Origin of the sequence: Streptomyces lunalinharesii, from assembly GCF_039532155.1 — a bacterium.
GTDB lineage: Bacteria > Actinomycetota > Actinomycetes > Streptomycetales > Streptomycetaceae > Streptomyces > Streptomyces lunalinharesii.
On record NZ_BAAARK010000011.1, the window covers coordinates 42348 to 60021 of the forward strand.

The window sequence follows — 17674 nt, forward strand, 5'->3', positions numbered from 1 at the left end:
GTCAGTTCTCCTCGGGACGGAGTGCGGAGGCGGGGCGCTCGGCTGCCCGGACGGTGCCGGGCCGGGGGCGCGTTGCGGCAGTGGCGGGGTGGGAGACGGTGGCGGTGATGCGCAGGTCGGGGCCGAGCCGGTCGGTGTCGGTCACGTCGAGCCGCAACGCCTGGGTGAGGGTGGTGATTCCGACGTCGCCGACGACGGACGGGCCGGCGCCGAGCAGCACCGGCGCGAGGTAGCCGACGACCTTGTCGACGGCCCCGGCGGCGAGGAAGGCACCGGCCAGCGTCGGCCCGCCTTCGAGCAGGACGGACCGCACGTCGCGGGCCTGGAGGGCCTGGAGCAGGGCGGGGATGGACAGGCCGCGCCCCGGGGCGCGGGGCAACCGGACGAGCGGGGCGAGCCCTTCGAGGTGGGCGGCGTCCGCGTCCTCGGCGACCGCGATCAGGGTCGGCGCGGTGCCGTCCAGGACCCGGGCGCCGGCCTTGACGGCGCTGGCGCTGGAGTCGACGACCACCCGCAGCGGTTGGCTGACCGCGTCGTCCGCGAGCCCGGAGACCCGTGCGCCGAGTTGCGGATCGTCGACGCGGGCGGTGCCGGAGCCGACGATCACGGCGTCCGCGGCGGCGCGCAGGCGGTGCACGTCGGCACGGGACTCGGGCGAGGAGATCCAGCGGCTGGTGCCGTCGGCGGCGGCGATCCGGCCGTCCAGCGTGGCGGCGTACTTCCAGAGCACGAACGGGCGGCCGCGCAGCACCGAGGTCAGCCAGGCTTCGTTGCCGGCGGCGGCCTCGTCGGCGAGCAGTCCGCCCTCGACGTCGATCCCGGCCTCGGCCAGGGTCAACGCGCCGCCGGTGGCGGAGGGGTGGGGGTCGGCGACGGCGTAGACGACGCGGGCGACGCCGGCGTCGATCAGCGCCTGGGCACAGGGGCCGGTGCGACCGGTGTGGTTGCAGGGCTCCAGGGTGACCACCGCGGTGCCGCCCCGGGCGCGCTCACCGGCGGCCCGTAGGGCGTGGACCTCGGCGTGCGGTCCACCGGCCCGTTGGTGCCAGCCCTCGCCCGCGGTGCGGCCCGCGGAGTCCAGGACGACGCAACCGACGACCGGGTTCGGGCTGGTGTGACCGAGGCCGCGGGCGGCGAGCTCGATGGCCCGGCGCATCGCCGCGGTCTCCACGGGGGCTGAGGTGGCCACCGGGTCCTCCTGCCTCTTCGGGCACGGACTCCGGGGCTGTCTGGACGACAGGAGCGGACGCTGAAGCCGAAGGACACCGGGTCGGCACGGAACGGCCCGGCCGAACGAGACGTCCGGTCGCGCCGCCGACGGCGGTGTACCTCAAGCTGGCCCGCCGCGCACTACCTCCCATCCGGACTTTCACCGTCGGTGCAGGAATTCCACCTGCTCAACCGGCCGCTGGCTGCGGACGGGTCGCGGACTATAACCGCCGGTTCGGAATTACACCGACCCCGGAGTGCGCTGCTGCTTATGTCAGTACAGCTCCAGTCTGCCACGGTCGATCGTCGCCCATGCGAGCGAAGCGCTGTGGGCTGTCTCACAGGGTGTGGGCGCGCCGTCCGGCACCGTCACCTCCGGTGATTCGTCATGGGTCGGTACCGCTTCTCCCTCTTTCTCTCCTTTTCTCACCTTCCCCCCGTATGCAAGGAGGGTCCGCGATGACGGACACGACGGAGTTCCTGGTCACCGGCGGCACCGGCACCCTCGGGCGCGCCGTGGTCGACCGGCTGCTGGCCGCCGGCCACGGCGTCCGGTCGCTGAGCCGGCACCCGCACACCGGGACCGCACAGCCCCACCCGCACTCGTACGCGGTCGACCTGCGGGACGGCACCGGGCTGGCGGAGGCGGTGGCGGGCGTCGGCACGGTCGTGCACTGCGCCTCCACCCTCGCCGGCGGCGACGCGGAGGCGGCCGGGCGACTGATCGAAGCGGCGCGCGGAGCCGACGTCCGACACCTGGTCTACATCTCGATCGTCGGCGTGGACCGGATCCCGCTGCGCTACTACCGCGCCAAGCTCGCGGTGGAGCGGCTGGTGGCGGAGTCCGGGATCGGCTTCACGGTGCTGCGGACGACGCAGTTCCACGACCTGCTGCTTCACTGGGTCAAGGCGGGGGCCCGTTCGCCGGTCCTCCCGGTGCCCGCCGGGATCCGCTTCCAGCCGGTGGACTCCGGTGAAGTGGCCGACCGGCTCAGCGAGTTGGCGCTGCTCGGGCCGGCCGGGCGGGTCGCCGACGTGGGCGGGCCCGAGGTGTTGACGGCCGACGAGGTGGTCCGGATGACGCTGCGGGCCGGCGGGCGGCGTCGGCTGCCGCTGCCGGTGTGGCTGCCCGGCCCGACTCTCGCGGCGCTGCGGCGCGGCGAGAACCTCACGCCGGAGCACGCGGTGGGCCGGCGCACCTACGGGGAGTTCCTGGCGGCCCGGACGGGCGGGTGAGCCGGTGGCCGGCGCGGGCCCGGGACGCCAGGGGGGCGCGCGGGCCCGCGCCGCTTCCCGCGGGTCAGCCGGCGGGTCCGAACAGGTCGTCCTGCGCGGCGTCCCGGGCTGCGAGCACCGCGCCGCGCAGCACCGCCCGGCCGCCGACGGTGCCGGCCCGGACGTCGGTGCGCAGCGGGGAGAGCCGGGCGAGGTGGTCGGCGACGCGCTCGGCGAGCGGCGCGCCGCCGGCCCGGCCGATCTCGCCGCCGAGCACGACGCACCCGGGATCGAGCACGGCGCACACGCCCGACACGCCGAGCGCGATCCGGGCGGCCAGGGCGTCGAGGAAGGCGGCAGCGGCGTCGCCCGCGGCCACCGCGTCCCGGACCAGGGCTTCGGCGGGTGGGGCGTCGGTGCGTTCCGGGCCGTCGGCGGGGGGCGCCGGGCGGCCGTGTTCCGCGGCGAGCCGGCCGATCGCGGCGGAGCCGGCCAGCGAGTGGAAGCCGCCGTCGCAGCCGGTCGCGGAGGGCAGTCCGCCGGTGCCGGGGACGGGCAGGAAGCCGATCTCGCCGGCGCCGCCGGACGCGCCGCGCCGCACCGCACCGTCCAGGACCACGGCGGCGCCGGTGCCGTGGCCGAGCCAGAGCAGGACGAAGGTGTCGCGGTCGCGGGCGGCGCCGTCGCGCTGTTCGGCGAGGGCGGCGAGGTTGACCTCGTTCTCCAGCAGCAGGGTGCCGGTCCGGCGCTCGCGCAGGGCGCCGATCAGCGCGTCGTGCCAGGTGGGGGCGGAACCGCCGAGCCGCCCGGTGACCGGGTCGACCAGGCCGGGTGCGCCGATGGCGAGGGCGTGCGGGCCGGTGGCCCCGGCCTCGGCGAGCGTCGCGTCGACGGCGGCGAGCGCGGTGGCGAGGGCCGCCGGGGTGGTGTCGGACGTGGTGGCGGGCCGGTCGGCGGTGGCGGGCGCGCCGATGGGCACGGTGCGTTCGGCCCGCACCCGGCCGAGGAGGTCGGCGACCGCCACGGTGAGGGTGCGGGTGCGCAGGTCGAGGCCGAGGAGATGGGCGCGGTCGGCGACGATCCCGTAGAGCCGGGCGTTGGGGCCGCGGCGCTGGGCGCCGCTCTCGCCGACCACGGCGACCAGCCCGGCGGCCTGGAGGCGGTCGACGAGGTCCGCGACGGTGGGGCGGGACAGCCCGGTCAGGTTCTTGAGCTGACCTGCCGTCAACGGGCCCTCGGACTGGAGGAGTTGGAGGGCCAGTCGGTCGTTGATGAGCCGGGCGGTGGCCGGGGAGGCGGTACGGCCGGCGGCTGCCGCGAGCGGTGCATGCATGGCTGGATCCTCCCATCCTCACGCGCCGTCACCCTTATTATCAGGCAGGGTTCCTGATAGTTTGCCGGCCATGGCTGGCAACGGCGTTCCCGACGCCACCCCCCGCGCCCCGCTGCCCCCGCCTCCCGACCACCGGCTGCGCCGGGCCCGCTGGGCGATCGCCGCGGTGTTCCTCGTCCACGGATCGGTCACCGGGAACTTCGCCACCCGCATCCCCTGGATCCAGGACCACACCCAGATCCCACCGGGTCAGCTCGGACTGGCCCTCGCCTTCCCGGCGATCGGCGCGTCGCTGGCGATGCCGCTGGCCGGCCGGATCAGCCACCGTTTCGGTGCCCGCACGGCACTGCGCGCCCTGCTCGCCCTGTGGACCCTGTCGCTGGCGCTGCCCGCCCTCTCCCCCAACCTCCTCGTGCTGTGCGGCGCACTGCTGGTCTACGGCGGCACCTCGGGCACGGCAGACGTGGCGATGAACGCACTGGGCGTGGAGACCGAGGACCGGTGGGGCCGGCCGATCATGTCCGGGCTGCACGGCATGTGGAGCCTGGGCGCGCTGCTGGGCTCGGCGGTCGGCACCGTCGCCGCGCACACCGGCACCGATGCCCGGCTCCATCTGGCCGGCGCCGCACTGGTGTTGACCCTGCTCGGCGTGCTCGCCTGCCGGGGCGTACTGGACCTGCGCAGCGCCCCTGAGGAGCATCCGCCGCCGCGCTTCGCGCTGCCGCCCCGGTCGGCGCTGGTCATCGGCGCCATAGGGTTCTGCGCGGTGTTCGCGGAGGGCGCCTCGTTGGACTGGTCGGCGGTCTACCTCCGCGACCGGTTGGGCACGGACGCGGGGTTGGCGGCCGCCTCCACCACCGCGTTCTCCTGCACGATGGCGCTCGCGCGCCTGGCCGGGGACAGGGTGGTGGCCCGCTTCGGCCCGGTGCGCACGGTCCGGGCGGGCGGGGTGCTGGCCACCGTCGGCGGGCTGCTGATCGTCACCGCGGGCCATCCGGCACCGGCGCTGGCCGGCTTCGGCCTGGTCGGCCTGGGGATCGCGGTGGTGGTTCCGCTAGCGTTCGCGGCGGCCGGGCACAGCGGCCCGGCCCCCAGCCAGGCCATCGCCGGGGTGGCCACGATCACCTACACCTCGGGGCTGATCGCCCCCTCCGCGATCGGCGGCATCGCCCAGGCGACGTCCCTGACCGGCTCGTTCGCCCTGGTGGCGGTGTTGACCTGCGGCCTGGTGGCGGGGGCGCGGGTGCTGCGGGTGCCGGCCCGGACGGCGTCGACGGGCGCGCCGGCACCCGCCGACCGCGGCAGCGGCCTGGAACGCTCCTGACCGCCGCCGGTCAGGCCGCGGCGACCTCGTCGTCCGCCTGCTCCGGCCGGAGCAGGTCCGCGGCGACCGTCCGGGCCCGGTCCGACCACGGGGTGGGGCGCAGGGTCTGCGGGTCGACGCGGACCAGCACGCGGTGGCCCCGGGCGTGGGTCTCGGTGCCGTCGGCGGAGCAGAGCCGGAAGCCGTAGGTCAGGCTGGTGCGGCCGAGGCGTTCGACCCACAGGTGCGCGGCGTAGTGGCCGGCGCGGGTGACCGGGCGCTCGTAGGAGACCTTCATCTCCTTGATGACGTTGCACAGGTCGCCCGCGGCCGCCCAGTCGCCGTCGAAGCGGAAGCCGAGCCCGTGCCAGTACTCCGCCCAGGCGCGTTCGGCCAGCAGCGGGTAGCGGGAGTTGTGGAGCATGCCGAGCGCGTCGAGGTCGTCGAAGTGGACGGTGACGGGGACCAGTTGCCCGTAGGGGACGGGGGCGGCGGCCTGGAGGGGTTCGACGATCACGGGTGGTGCTCCTGGGAGATCCGAGTGGGTGGTTGGGTGCGGGCGGCGCCGACGGTCCGGCGCGACGAGCCCGAGCCATCGTAAGCGGACGCTTAGAATGCTTTGCGTCCGCCCGTGCACGACGGCCCCCGACGAGGCCCTCGGCGCCGCACGCCCCGCCCGGCCCGTCAGGCGGTCACGGTCTCGACGAGCCAGGCCACCACGCCCACCAGCACCCCGTAGCCGGGGACCGCGAGCAGCGGCCAGGGAACGGGACGGGGGACCAGCACCTTGGCGTGGAAGGCGAGGTCGCGGTACTCGGGCATGCCCTCGGTGCCGGGGAGCACCATGAAGCGCGGCCGCACCGTGCAGAACAGCAGCCAGTCGATGACCAGCAGGTCGAACAGGGTCAGGGCGAGGAAGCCGGTGGTGCCCAGGACGAACGGCGGCAGGAAGCCCAGGCGTCCCTCGGTCCGGTCGTGCAGGTCCAGCACGCCGACCACCGGAACGGCGACGAACAGCACGAGGTTCAGCACGCCGGCCACCGCCGCGGTCCGCCGGCCGCGTGCGCTCTGCGTTCCGTACCGCTCTCTGATCGCGGGCGGGTAGTCGGCGAGCAGGGCGTCCCGCGCCACGAGCAGCGAGCCGATGACAACCACGGTGAAGAGGGAGACCAAGAGGAGGGCGTAGCCCGTGCTGACGCAAGCGAGCGCGGTGAAGTCCATGCCGTCGGAGCCTAACGAGCCCGTCGCCGTTCTCGACGCGGTGCCTGCGGCCGCCCGGATCGGGACGCCTGCCGCGCCGGATCGTTTAGTGATCGTTTATTGCCGATCGGCAGGATGTGCGGGGTCGAGAAGGATCGTTCACAGGGGACGGCATGGCCAAGCTGTATCTGGAGAAGCTCGCGTGCGTCACGACTGAGGGCTGGGGCGGCTTCGATGAGCAGCGGCTCGTCGTCCAGGACCGCGGCACCGTCTGGAACGGAACGGTGCTGGGAGACCGGATGTACACCGTGAAGTACGACTGCGACTTCACCGGGACGATCGCCGTCTCCCTCGGGGAGAGCGGCACTTCGGGCGCGGGCGGCGGGCTCGGGGAGCAGTGGATCACGGACACGCCCGGCGAACGCAGCCTGCGCTTCAGGGCGGACGGTGCGGAGTACCGGCTGCTGTACGCGGTGGAGTAAGTAGGGGCCCGGCACGCGCCGGGCCCCTGTCAGAAGCGCCCTAGTCGCCCCGGCACGCCGCGCGCGGCCAGCGCGCCGTGTCGTCACGCGCCACCGGGTACGTCACGACGAAGCGATCGGCGGCCATCCGCGTGCAGTTGACCTCCACGACCTGCTCCCCCACCCGGGACACCCGCGTGACCACCAGGACCGGCAGGCCGGCCCCGATCCGCAGCTGCTGCTGCTCGTGGTCGTCGGCGGGCCGGGCGCCCACCGTCTCCGCCCAGGAGATCGCCGTGCCGAAGTGCTCCTCGATCCGGTCGTAGATGCCTCCGGGCCCGGTCTCGGCCGCGCCGAGGACCGGCAACTGGCCGACGAGCGCCACCGGGAGGTAGGACGTCGCCAGCTGCCAGGGGTGGGAGGCGTCGGGCGGCCCCACGGCGCGGTCCCTGATCATCACGGGTTCGCCCGCGGCGACGCCGAGCAGCTCCGCCGCGTCGGCCGGCGCCGGTCCCACTTCCTGGGTCGGGGTGCCGATGCCACGCCAGTCCGTGGCGTGCGGGGCGAAGAAGTAGCCCCGCGCGTCGCGGCGGACCTGCCGGTCCCGGGCCGTCGTCCGCGCGGGGGCCGCGGGGCGGATGAACGTGCCGCGGCGCCCCTCGCTGTAGAGCAGCCCCTGCGACACCAGGTGCTGGACCGCGCGATTGGCCGTCTGGCGGGCCACCTCGTAGCGGTCCTTCAGTCGGTCGATGCCGGGGATCGGCCGGCCGGTCGGCCAGACGCCGGCCTGCACGTCGGCGCGGATGCGCGCCGCGACCTCCCGGTAGCCGGTCCGGTCCGACTCCTCGCGGTTCATCGTCCGCCTCCTATCGGTCGTTGCGTTCGGCAGGGCCGTCGTAGTCGCTGGTCCCGGCGTCGAGCAGGGGCATGCGACGCTGGCCGGCCGCCTTCGAAAGCCAGCGCAGCCCGTGGTAGCCGGTCAGCACGATGAGCGTGCCCAGTGCGATGCCACCGAGTTCGAAGTGCTCCGTGAACTTCAGCGAGACGCCGCCGATCGCGATGATGACGCCGGCCGCGGCGGGGATGAGGTTCAGCGGAACCCTGAAGTCGACCTCGTTCCGGATCCAGATCTGCGCGCCCAGCAAGCCGATCATGCCGTAGAGGATGACCGTGATGCCGCCGAGCACCCCACCGGGGATCGCGGCGACCACCGCGCCGAACTTCGGGCACAGGCCGAAGAGGACGGCGAAGCCGGCCGCCGCCCAGTAGGCCGCGGTGGAGTAGACCCGGGTCGCCGCCATCACTCCGATGTTCTCGGCGTACGTCGTCGTGGCCGGGCCGCCGACCGCCGTCGACAGGACCGTCGCCGTGCCGTCGGCGACGATGGCCAGCCCCATCTTGTCGTCCAGGTCGTCACCGGTCATCTCCCCGACCGCCTTGACGTGCCCGGTGTTCTCCGCGACGAGGGCCACCAGGACGGGAAGGGCGACCAGCACGGCGGAGGCCGAGAAGTTCGGTGCGTGGAACGTCGGCAACCCGATCCAGTCGGCCTTCGCGACACCGGAGAAGTCGATGCGCCAGTGGTCGGTCACCTTCCCCGCGCCGTTGGCGGAATGGATCATTCCGGTGGTGCGGTCGAGGACCCACGACAGCACGTAGCCGAAGACCAGGCCGAGGAAGATCGCGACGCGTGACCAGAAGCCCCGGAGCACGACCAGGGCGAGGCCGGTGAACATCATGGTCGCGAGGGCCGTCCACTGGTCCTGCGGCCAGTAGGTCGAGGCCGTCACCGGTGCCAGGTTGAAGCCGATCAGCATCACGACAGCGCCCGTCACGACGGGCGGGAGGACCGCGTGGATCACCCGGGCCCCGAGCACGTGGATGACGAGGCCGCAGCCCGCCAAGCAGGCGCCGACGACGAGCATCGCGCCCGTCAGGGTGCCGGCGTCCCCGCCCTGGCCGGCGATCACCGCGGACACGCCGACGAAGGAGAGCGACGAGCCCAGGTAGCTCGGGATGCGCCCGCGCGTCACCACCAGGAAGAGCACGGTGGCGACGCCCGAGGCCATGAGCGCCAGGCTCGGGTCCAACCCCATGAGGACCGGGGCGACGAAGCACGCGCCGATCATCGAGACGACGTGCTGCGCGCCCAGGGCGATCGTGCGTCCCCACGTCAGGCGCTCCCCCGGCTTGACGACCTCACCCGGCTTGAGGTGCCGCCCGTCCCCGTGAACCTTCCACCGCAAGCCGACCATGAACGTTCTCCACTTCTGCGACGCCCTGCACGTCACAGAGCCGAGGGGATTCATAACCGAACCACGGCTTCAGGACAAACTTGGCCGCGATCGGCCGGCGATCCGCGGCGCCGACCGCTGCCACCGCGAGGTCCGCCGGGCGGCGGCTCCGCCGGGCGCGGGCGGGCGGCCGGGCCGCGCCCGGCGGAGCGTCGCCGGGGTTACTTCCCGAGATTCTTGACGGCCTGGTAATACGTCCAGGCCAGCCCGTTGCAGGACGTTTTCTTCGCGCCGGAATAACTCGCGCAGACCCGCTTCAAGTCCTCATACAGGGCACTGTCCAGCCGCGGCTTGTTGGCGGCGAAGGTGCCCGCGTTCTTGTAGTTGCGGTAGCCGAAGTCATGCCGGGCGCAGGAGAGTTTGAAAGGGAAGCCGAAGGGATTGTCCGGCGACTTGGAGCAATAGTCGGTGGACCAGTCGAAAGCGTAGGCGGCCCATTTTCCCTGGGCGTTGCGGGCCGCCAGCCAGTTGCCGTAACTGGCCGCGCCGGTCTGCGTGAAGCCGGCCAGCACCTGCGGCTTGTCGGCGGGAACCGCCTGGGCCGGGGCGGCGGCCACGGCCAGCGCGGAGACCGCGAGCAGCGGCGTGACGAGCAGGGCGGCACGTCTTCGGGACACGGATCAACCTCCGGAATTCTGCGCCGCGTTCATGCGGCGTTTCCTGGGATGCCGAGTGCACAGTGATTTCTCAAGGGACGCCGGGTGTGCGGGAGGTACCGGGGACTGCTCCGCCGTCGGCCGCTCGGCCGGAAACGCGCAGCACACGTCGCCACGGCACGAAGACCGCGGGAAGTACACGGCGCACAACGGACGGGAAGTACCTCAGGACGGCGCGCCGATTATTACGCCGATCCGGTCAACTCGCCATGGTCTTCGCCGTATTCGAGGGAGTCCCGATGTCAGGCTGAGCGGATGACGACCCTTCAGCAGCACGGCGGCAACGGCCCGCAGCACCTCGCCGCAGGACCCGCCGACGGCGCCGCAGGCCCCACCGGACCCGCGGAGCAGGCGGGGGTGACGCACGTACTGGCGCGGATGCGGGCGCTGGACCGGGCGCTGCCCGCCGACGACGGAGTGGCCGTCTTCAACCGGGTCTACTTGACCGTCACCGAGGCCGTCGCCCAACGGATGGGGGGCGGCGCCTTCGAGGACCCGGCGGCCGCCGGCGAGCTGGACGTCCAGTTCGCCCGCCGCTACTTCACCGCGGTGGACGCCGACGCCACCGGGCGGCGACCGCCGGCCTGCTGGCGCCCGCTGTTCCAGCTGCGCGGGCATCCCCGGGTCCGCCCGCTGCAGTTCGCGCTGGCCGGAATCAACGCCCACATCGGGCACGACCTCGCACTGGCCGTCGTGGACACCTGCCGCGCGCTGGAGTGCGAACCCCCTTCCCTGGAAGGCGACTTCGACCGCATCGGCACGCTCCTGACCGGCCTGGAGGAGGGCATCCGGGAGACCTTGATGCCCGGTCCCGACCTCCTGGACGTCGCCGATCCGCTCACCCACCTGATCGGCTCCTGGAGCCTGGACCGGGCGCGTGACGGCGCCTGGGCCGCGGCCCGCATGATGTGGGGCGTCCGCCGGCTGCCGGAGGTGGTGGAGGAGTTCGCCGAGCGGCTGGACGCGAGCGTGGGGCTGATCGGCCGCTGCCTGCTGACCCCACTGGGGTAGCCGGCGGGCCCGGTGCGACGGCGGAGGCGGGCGCGCCACGTCCGGTGTCGGCTTCGTTCCACCACCGGGCACCCCGTCGTAAGGTGCGCCCCATGACGTTACGACTGGGACTGGGACTGCCCCAGATGCCGCAGTACGACCCGCGGCGCGCGGTGCGGGAGGTGGCCCGGGCCGCGGAGGAGATCGGCTTCGACAGCGTCTGGGTCTTCGAGCGGACGGTCTTCCCGCGCGCGCCGCTCGACGGGCTCTACGGCGTGCCCGACCTGCCCTGGCCCGACTTCTACCGGCGGTGCGCCGACCCGCTGGTCACCCTCACGCTGGCCGCCGCCGTCACCGACCGGGTCCGGTTGGGCAGCAGCGTGCTGGTCTCCGGGCTGCACGCGCCGTTCCCGCTCGCCCGGACGCTGGCGTCGCTGGACGCGGCCAGTGGCGGACGGGTGCTGGCGGGGCTGGGAACCGGCTGGTCGCAGGACGAGTACCGGGCCGCCGGGATCACCCCGTACGCCGACCGCGGCGCCCAGTTGGACGAGCTGTTGGACGTCTGCGCCGCCGTCTGGGGCCCCGATCCGGTCGCCTACCGGGGGCGCTGGACGGAGCTCGCCCCGGCCTCGGTCGGGCCCAAACCGGCCCGCCCGATCCCCGTCTACCTGGCCGGGGGCGGCGGCCGGGCCCTGGACCGGGTGGCGCGGCGCGCCGACGGCTGGCTCCCGGCCCACCTGACGGGCGAGCGGCTGGCCCCGCTCCTGGCACAGCTGACCGACGCGGCCGAACGCCACGGCCGGGACGCCGCGGAGCTGGACGTCGTGCTGCGGGTCGGGGTCGAGCTGACCGACGCGCCGCTGCCGGCGGCCGGGCGCCCGCCCTACACCGGCAGTCACGACCAGGTGCTGGCGGATCTGGCCGGCGCCGCGGCCGCCGGGGCGCGGGAGGTGCTGCTGGACCTCCAGGTGCACTGCCGCGACGGCGCGGAGCTGGCCGACCGGGCCGCCGAACTCCACGGCCGCGTCCGGGCGGCCGGGCTGTGACGGCGGTGGGCGGGCCCGCGTCGGGCGGGCCCGCCCACCGGTGCGGGGCTCAGTCCTCCGGGAGTTCCACCGGCGCGATCGCGTCGTAGACGTCGCCCGGGCCGGGGTTGACCGCGTCGGTGCCGCCGCCGAAGTGGTGCATCACGCCCCACACCGCGTTCAGCGCGGTCTGGATGGCGCCCTCGGCCCAGCCGGCCGTCCAGGAGATGTCGTCGCCGGCGAGGAAGATGCCGCGCTTGTCCTCGGGGAGCAGCTCCTGCATGAAGTGGGTGAACAGGCGCCGCTGGTAGCGGTAGTGGCCGGGCAGGTTGGCCTTGAACGCGCCCATGAAGTAGGGCTCGTTCTCCCAGGACACGGTCACCGGGTTGCCGATGATGTGCTTCCGGATGTCGACCTTCGGGTAGATCTCGCCGAGCGACTTGAGCATGACCTCCATGCGCTCGTTCGCCGACAGCGGCAGCCACTTCAGGCTGTCGTCGCACCAGGTGTAGGAGAGGCAGATGACGGCCGGCCGGTCCGGGCCGTTGTCGAGGAGGTACGTCCCGCGCGTCATGCGGTCGGTGAGCGTCATCGACATCACGTCGCGCCCCGTCTCGTTGCCCTCGTCGTCGACGGCCTTGTCCAGCCAGAACGGCCGGTCCACCGGGACGAAGAGCTTGCTGGACTCCATGTAGTGGGTGCGCTCGATCGCCGTCCAGTGGTCGATCGGGAACAGGTCGTCGTCGCAGTCGATCTTCGACAGCAGCATCCAGCTCTGCGCGGTGAAGACCACGGCCTTGTACGAGCGGATGTCGCCGGAGGCGTCGGTGACGGTGACGTGGTTGCCGGCGGTGCGGTGCAGCCGGGTGACGGCCGGCCGGGGGGCGCCGTCGTGCAGCGACGACAGCGAGGTGCCCGGGGCCCAGTGCACGATCTTGGCCGGTTCGCGCTCCCACAGGCGCAGCGGCAGCTGCTGGGAGCCGCCGACGATGCCGCGGTGGTGGTCGTCGGCCTCGGTGTAGACGACCCGCAGGATCTCCAGGATGGAGTTGGGGAAGTCGGTGTCCCAACCGCCGGTGCCGAAGCCGACCTGGCCGAAGATCTCGCGGTGCCGGAAGGAGGTGAACGCCTCGGAGTCGCAGAGGAAGCCGTAGAAGGTCTGGTTGTCGAGCTTCTCGACGAGCTTCGCCCAGATCTCGCGGATGCGCGGCACGTCGCGCTCGCGCATCGCCTGGTTCATGTCGGAGAAGTCGGCGCCCTCCTCCAGGCAGGCGTTCCACGCCTCGGCGACCTGGCGGTAGACCGGGGGCAGGTCGTCGACGGTCTCGGCGTAGTGGGACTCGCCCTTGAGGTCGACGACGGTGGAGGGGGTGGACTCGGCGAGCGGGTTGGGGAACGGCCTGGTCGTGAGGCCCACCAGGTCGATGTAGTGCTGGAGCGCCGTCGAGGACGGCGGGAAGCGCATCGCGCCCAGCTCGCAGTTGAGTTCGCTCTCGTCGGCCGCGGCGGAGCAGCCGTCGAAGCCCACGGTGCGCAGCCGGCCGCCTATCTGGTCCGCCTCGTAGACGACGGGCTTGAGGCCCATCTTCATGAGTTCGTACGCGGTGACGATGCCGGAGAGGCCGCCGCCGACGATGGCGACCTCGGTGCCGTGCTCGGTCGCCGGGATCTGGCCGAGGCCCGCCGGGTGCGCGAGGAAGTCGTCGTACGCGTAGGGGAAGTCCGGGCCGAACATGGTGATCGGCGGCTGCGCGGTGGTGTGCGGGACGGCGGGGGGCACCGTGGACGTCATCGGGGCGGACTCCTTGCGGGCAGGGCGGGCGTGTCGGGGCGTAACGGGCACGGGTGGGCGTGCCGGGGCGCGGGCGTGCGCGGTGGCGCGGTGCGGGGCGCGACGGCGCCCGTCACCACGGGGCGGGCGGGGCCGTCGTCGGCGGCGGGCCCGTCAGACGAGGTCGGTGTAGAGCTCCGGCCTCCGGTCGTGCAGGTAGGGGTTCTGCTCCCGGGCTTCCTTCAGGAAGGCCGGGTCGACCACGGCCTGCACCAGTTGCTCGGAGCGTCCGGCGCGGGTGCGCACGACGCCGTCCGGGCCGGCCAGGCAGCTGAGACCGACGAACTCGAACTCGCCCTCCGCGCCGACCCGGTTGACGTAGGCGACGTACATCTGGTTCTCGAAGGCGCGCACCGGGATCACCTGCTCCGGCACGATCTGGAAGGGGTGCATCTGCGCGGTGGGCACCAGCAGCAGGTCGGTCCCGGCCAGCGCGTGCGCCCGGACGTTCTCCGGGAACTCCACGTCGTAGCAGATCAACAGGCCGATCCGGATCCCGTCCAGTTCGGCCTGGACGACCGTGCGCTCCCCCGGGGTGAACCACTCGCGCTCGAAGCAGCCGAAGAGGTGGGTCTTGCGGTAGTTGGCGAGCGGCGTGCCGTCGGGGCCGATCAGCCGGGCGGAGTTGTAGACCGTGCCGGCCGCCTCGGGGTCGCGCTCGGGGTAGCCGTAGAGCACCGCGATGCCGTGTTCGGCGGCGATCCGGCCCACCGCCCGGGCGCTGTCGCCGTCGGCCGGCTCGGCGAGGCGGTGCACGTCGCCGCCGATCGCGTAGCCGGTGAGGAAGAGCTCGGGGCAGGCGAGCAGCCGGGCGCCGGTCGCGGCGGCCGAGCGGGCCGCGTCGGCGAGCACCCGCAGGTTGTGCGCGACGTCGCCGGGCCGTCCCGAACTCTGGAGCAGGGCGGTGTGCAGCGGCGACATGGGACCCCTCGGCGGTGGCGGTTCGGGTGGGACGCAATGACGGTACGGTCCGGTGCCGATATGGGACAAGGCGCCACCGTTGCGTGCCGAGGAACGATTCGTTGCGCGTTCAAGGGCTACCGCGGCGATTCGTTGCACGGGGCATCCGGCCAGGTCGGGTGGGTCCCGACGGGGTGATTCAGGCCACCACGGCGGCCAGCGTCGCGCGCACCAGGCCGCGCAGCCACCGGTGGCCGGGGTCGGCGTCCTGGCGCGGGTGCCAGGCCATCGCCATCGGCATCGGCGGCAGGTCCAACGGGATGGGCAGGGCGCACAGGCCCAGGTCGCGGATCAACGAGGCCGCGGTCCGCTCCGGCACCATGCCCACCACGTCACTGTCCCGCACCATCATCAGCGCCGCCGTCACGGTCGGCACGGTGGCGACCACCTGACGGCGCAGCCCGTGGTGGGCCAGCGCGGCGTCGATGGGGCCGGTCAGCCGGCCGCGCCGGGAGAAGTTGAGGTGCGGGGCGGCGGCGAACCGGCGGGCGGTCAGGGACCGGTCGGTCAGCGGGTGGCCCGCGCGGACGACCGCGACCGCGTGGTCGTCGTACAGCCGGGCCGTGCGGATCTCCGGCTCGCGGCTGTCGATCACGCCCAGTTCCAGGTCGGCCGCCCCGTCCCGGAGCACGGGGACGTCGACGTGGCTCTCGCCGAGGAAGCGCAGCACCACCCCGGGCGCCTCGCGGGCGACCCGGGCGACCAGCGCCGGTCCGAGGGCGGTGACGAACAGGTCGCCGGTGTGCAGCGCGAAGGCCCGGGTGAGCTGCGCCGGATCGGCCGGGACGGACGGGGACAGCACCCCCTGCGCCGCCTCCACCAGCCGGCGCACCTCGGCCTTGATCTCCAGCGCGCGGGGCGTCGGCACCATGTGGCGGCCGGCCCGGACCAGGATCGGGTCGCCGATGGTCCGCCGGATCCGGCCGAGCGCCCGGCTCATGGCCGGCCCGGAGAGCCCGAGCCGGTCCGCGGCGGCGGTGACGCTCTCTTCTTCCAGGAGCGCGTCCAGGGCGGTCAACAGGTTGAAGTCGATGTTTGCGTTTCGCGCAATCATGGAGTGCATACCTTGCATTTGAGATCAACTGAACGGCACCCTAGCGTCCGGGGCATGACCACGTCAGCACCGCCGCCGCCCGGCGGCCCCTCGCCCCGACGGGCCGGTCGGCGCTCCGTCACCGCCGCGATGTGCGCCGGCGTCCTGGTGGCCCAGTCCCTGGTGGCCGCGATGAACCTGGCCATCCCGAAGATCGCCGCGAGCGACCTGCACCCCACCCCCGCCCAACTGCTCTGGGTCGTCGACACCTACGTCCTGGTCTTCGCCGGCCTGCTGATCCCGGCCGGCGCGCTCGGCGACCGGTTCGGCCGCAAGGGCACCCTGCTCACCGGCCTCGCCGTCTTCGGCACCGGCGCGCTGCTGAGCGCACTCGCGCCGACCCTCCCCGTGCTGCTGGCGGGCCGCGCGGTCTCCGGCGCCGGCGCCGCGCTCCTGGTACCGGCCACCATGTCGGTGCTGCTGTACGCGTCCCCGCCCGACCGGAAGGCGACGGCGATCGCGGCGTGGAGCACGGCGATGGGCGTCGGCGGGATGGCCGGCAACGCGGGCGGCGCGCTGATCCTCCAATACCTGCCCTGGCAGGGGCTGTTCTGGGGGTACGTGCCGCTGGCGCTGGTCCTGTTCGGCTGGGTGGCGCGGTCCGCGCCGCGGGTGCCGCGACAGACCGCGGCGCTGGACCTGCCGGGCTCGGCGCTGCTGGTCGTGGGCTCCTTCGCGCTGCTCTTCGGCATCATCGAGGGCCCCGGGCTGGGTTGGGCCTCGACCCCGGTGCTCGGTTCCTTCGTGCTGGCGCTGGTGCTCTTCGCGGTCTTCGTGCGCCACGGCCTGCGGTCCGCGCACCCGGTGCTGGACCCCCGGCTGTTCCGGCTGCCGCGGCTGCGCGCCGGCAGCGCCGGGATCGCCGTCGGCTTCTTCGGGATGTTCGCGCTATTCTACGTCAACGCGCAGTTCCTGCAGTACGTGAAGGGCTATTCGGCGCTGCGGACGGGCTTCGCGCTGGTCCCGATGGCGTTCGGGATGATGGTGCTGACGCGGTACGGCATGCGCCTGGCCCGGCGGATCGGCGAGGCCCGGACCGCCGGCGTGGCGCTGCTGCTGATAGCCGCCGGCCTGCTGCTGCTCGCCACCTCCGACGCCGGCACCCCCTACCCGCGCTACTTGGCGTACCTGCTGGTGCTGGCGGCCGGCGCGGGCCTGGCGATGCCGACGCTGTCCCACGCGATCGTGGCGTCCGTGCCGGCCCACCAGGCGGGCATGGGTTCCGGACTCCAGGGCGCGGCACGGGAGTTGGGCGCGGCGCTGGGCATCGCCGTGGTGGGCACCGCGCTGTCGGTCCGCTACGCGGCGGGCACCGCACACGGGAGTTCCGCGGCGGTCGCGTTCGCCGACGCCGCGGCGCTGGGCTACCGGATCGCGGCCGCGGTGGTGCTGGTCGTGGGCGTCGCCGTGACGGTCGGGCTCCGGGCCCGGCGGCGCGGCGCCGACACCCCGTCGCCCCGGTCGGACGTGCTCGCCCCGCCACCCCTTGACCTCAAGTCAACTTGAGGTCGCAGGATCGTCGCATGATCCCAAACGAGGCCACCGCCACCCCTGCCGCCACTCCCACCACCACCGATCCGACTGCCGAGGCCACCGCGCTCCGCACGGCGCGGCAGCTCCAGCACCTCACCGACCGCGCCGAGATCACCGACCTGTTGGACCGCTACCTGCGCTCGCTCGACGAGGGGGTCGTGGACGAGGCGTGGGGGCGCGCCTTCTACACCGAGGACGCCACCGCCGAGATGCCCATCGGCACCGTCCGGGGCCGGGACGCGGTGGTGCGGCGGATCCGGGAGGGGATGGCCCTGTTCGACCGCACCGTGCACCTGGGCGGCAACCCCGTCATCGAGGTCGACGGCGACCGGGCCACCGTCCACGGGGCCCAACTGAGCACCCACGTCCTGGCGGACGGCACCGGGGCCCTCTTCCTCTCGGGCGGTCGTGCCGACAACACCCTGGTGCGGACCCCGGACGGCTGGCGGATCGCCACGTCCGCGCTGCGCATCGCCTGGACGCAGGGCACCCCGCCGCACCTGCCGCCGGACCGGGGCCCGGTGGAGGCCGCCTAGGAACGGGCGGGGCCGTGCCCAGGGCGTCAAAAGCG

17 protein-coding genes and 1 riboswitch are annotated in these 17674 nt (G+C 73.8%); of the genes, 7 read left to right on the forward strand and 10 right to left on the reverse strand.

Annotation, left to right across the window (positions count from 1 at the left end; genetic code table 11):
- Position 1 precedes the first annotated feature (1 nt).
- A complete protein-coding gene (gene ribD, locus ABD385_RS18665) occupies positions 2-1189 on the reverse strand; it encodes a bifunctional diaminohydroxyphosphoribosylaminopyrimidine deaminase/5-amino-6-(5-phosphoribosylamino)uracil reductase RibD (RefSeq protein ID WP_344577229.1) in 1188 nt (395 codons plus the stop codon).
- A 154-nt stretch (positions 1190-1343) separates the two neighbouring features.
- A riboswitch (FMN riboswitch) is annotated at positions 1344-1474 on the reverse strand.
- Between the two features lie 194 nt (positions 1475-1668).
- Between ribD and ABD385_RS18670 the strand changes: the two genes are divergently transcribed.
- Positions 1669-2445: an SDR family oxidoreductase gene (locus ABD385_RS18670; RefSeq protein ID WP_344577232.1), complete on the forward strand. Its 777-nt coding sequence runs from the start codon at positions 1669-1671 to the stop codon at positions 2443-2445.
- 64 nt (positions 2446-2509) lie between these two features.
- Here ABD385_RS18670 and ABD385_RS18675 read toward each other — a convergent pair whose 3' ends face one another.
- Entirely contained in the window at positions 2510-3757 is a 1248-nt protein-coding gene (locus ABD385_RS18675; protein ID WP_344577235.1) for an ROK family transcriptional regulator, read from the reverse strand.
- Positions 3758-3827: 70 nt separating this feature from the next.
- On the opposite strand from ABD385_RS18675, the gene ABD385_RS18680 reads away from it, so the two are divergent.
- Positions 3828-5081, forward strand: coding sequence for an MFS transporter (locus ABD385_RS18680; protein WP_344577243.1), 1254 nt, complete (start codon positions 3828-3830; stop codon positions 5079-5081).
- 10 nt (positions 5082-5091) lie between these two features.
- On the opposite strand, the gene ABD385_RS18685 is transcribed toward ABD385_RS18680, so the two are convergent.
- Together ABD385_RS18685 and ABD385_RS18690 are read right to left on the reverse strand one after the other, a co-directional pair.
- Entirely contained in the window at positions 5092-5577 is a 486-nt protein-coding gene (locus ABD385_RS18685; protein WP_344577246.1) for an acyl-CoA thioesterase, read from the reverse strand.
- A 167-nt stretch (positions 5578-5744) separates the two neighbouring features.
- Positions 5745-6281 carry a hypothetical protein gene (locus ABD385_RS18690; protein ID WP_344577249.1) on the reverse strand — a complete coding sequence of 179 codons (537 nt, stop codon included), beginning with the start codon at positions 6279-6281 and terminating at the stop codon, positions 5745-5747.
- A gap of 152 nt (positions 6282-6433) precedes the next feature.
- Between ABD385_RS18690 and ABD385_RS18695 the strand changes: the two genes are divergently transcribed.
- Complete coding sequence (locus tag ABD385_RS18695; RefSeq protein ID WP_344577251.1) at positions 6434-6742, forward strand: hypothetical protein; 309 nt, start codon at positions 6434-6436, stop codon at positions 6740-6742.
- A gap of 40 nt (positions 6743-6782) precedes the next feature.
- Here the strand turns inward: ABD385_RS18695 and ABD385_RS18700 are convergent, their stop codons facing one another.
- From ABD385_RS18700 to ABD385_RS18710, 3 genes are all read right to left on the reverse strand, one after another.
- Complete coding sequence (locus ABD385_RS18700) at positions 6783-7577, reverse strand: GntR family transcriptional regulator (protein ID WP_344577253.1); 795 nt, start codon at positions 7575-7577, stop codon at positions 6783-6785.
- 10 nt (positions 7578-7587) lie between these two features.
- Positions 7588-8976 carry a uracil-xanthine permease family protein gene (locus ABD385_RS18705; RefSeq protein ID WP_344577255.1) on the reverse strand — a complete coding sequence of 463 codons (1389 nt, stop codon included), beginning with the start codon at positions 8974-8976 and terminating at the stop codon, positions 7588-7590.
- Positions 8977-9176: 200 nt separating this feature from the next.
- Entirely contained in the window at positions 9177-9632 is a 456-nt protein-coding gene (locus ABD385_RS18710; RefSeq protein ID WP_344577258.1) for a phospholipase, read from the reverse strand.
- A 396-nt stretch (positions 9633-10028) separates the two neighbouring features.
- Here ABD385_RS18710 and ABD385_RS18715 point away from each other — a divergent pair, with 396 nt between their 5' ends.
- Both ABD385_RS18715 and ABD385_RS18720 read left to right on the forward strand, forming a co-directional pair.
- Complete coding sequence (locus tag ABD385_RS18715) at positions 10029-10682, forward strand: DUF5995 family protein (protein ID WP_344577590.1); 654 nt, start codon at positions 10029-10031, stop codon at positions 10680-10682.
- Between the two features lie 92 nt (positions 10683-10774).
- Positions 10775-11707 carry a TIGR03619 family F420-dependent LLM class oxidoreductase gene (locus ABD385_RS18720; protein WP_344577261.1) on the forward strand — a complete coding sequence of 311 codons (933 nt, stop codon included), beginning with the start codon at positions 10775-10777 and terminating at the stop codon, positions 11705-11707.
- Between the two features lie 49 nt (positions 11708-11756).
- On the opposite strand, the gene ABD385_RS18725 is transcribed toward ABD385_RS18720, so the two are convergent.
- The 3 genes from ABD385_RS18725 to ABD385_RS18735 form a co-directional block, all read right to left on the reverse strand.
- Complete coding sequence (locus ABD385_RS18725) at positions 11757-13478, reverse strand: flavin monoamine oxidase family protein (RefSeq protein WP_344577264.1); 1722 nt, start codon at positions 13476-13478, stop codon at positions 11757-11759.
- Between the two features lie 153 nt (positions 13479-13631).
- Positions 13632-14438: a carbon-nitrogen hydrolase family protein gene (locus ABD385_RS18730; RefSeq protein WP_344577267.1), complete on the reverse strand. Its 807-nt coding sequence runs from the start codon at positions 14436-14438 to the stop codon at positions 13632-13634.
- Between the two features lie 178 nt (positions 14439-14616).
- Positions 14617-15531: a LysR family transcriptional regulator gene (locus tag ABD385_RS18735; RefSeq protein WP_344577270.1), complete on the reverse strand. Its 915-nt coding sequence runs from the start codon at positions 15529-15531 to the stop codon at positions 14617-14619.
- A 54-nt stretch (positions 15532-15585) separates the two neighbouring features.
- On the opposite strand from ABD385_RS18735, the gene ABD385_RS18740 reads away from it, so the two are divergent.
- Both ABD385_RS18740 and ABD385_RS18745 read left to right on the forward strand, forming a co-directional pair.
- Entirely contained in the window at positions 15586-17076 is a 1491-nt protein-coding gene (locus ABD385_RS18740) for an MFS transporter (protein ID WP_344577273.1), read from the forward strand.
- A gap of 17 nt (positions 17077-17093) precedes the next feature.
- On the forward strand, positions 17094-17639 hold the full coding sequence (locus tag ABD385_RS18745; protein WP_344577276.1) for a nuclear transport factor 2 family protein: 546 nt from the start codon (positions 17094-17096) through the stop codon (positions 17637-17639).
- The last annotated feature ends 35 nt before the right edge of the window (positions 17640-17674 follow it).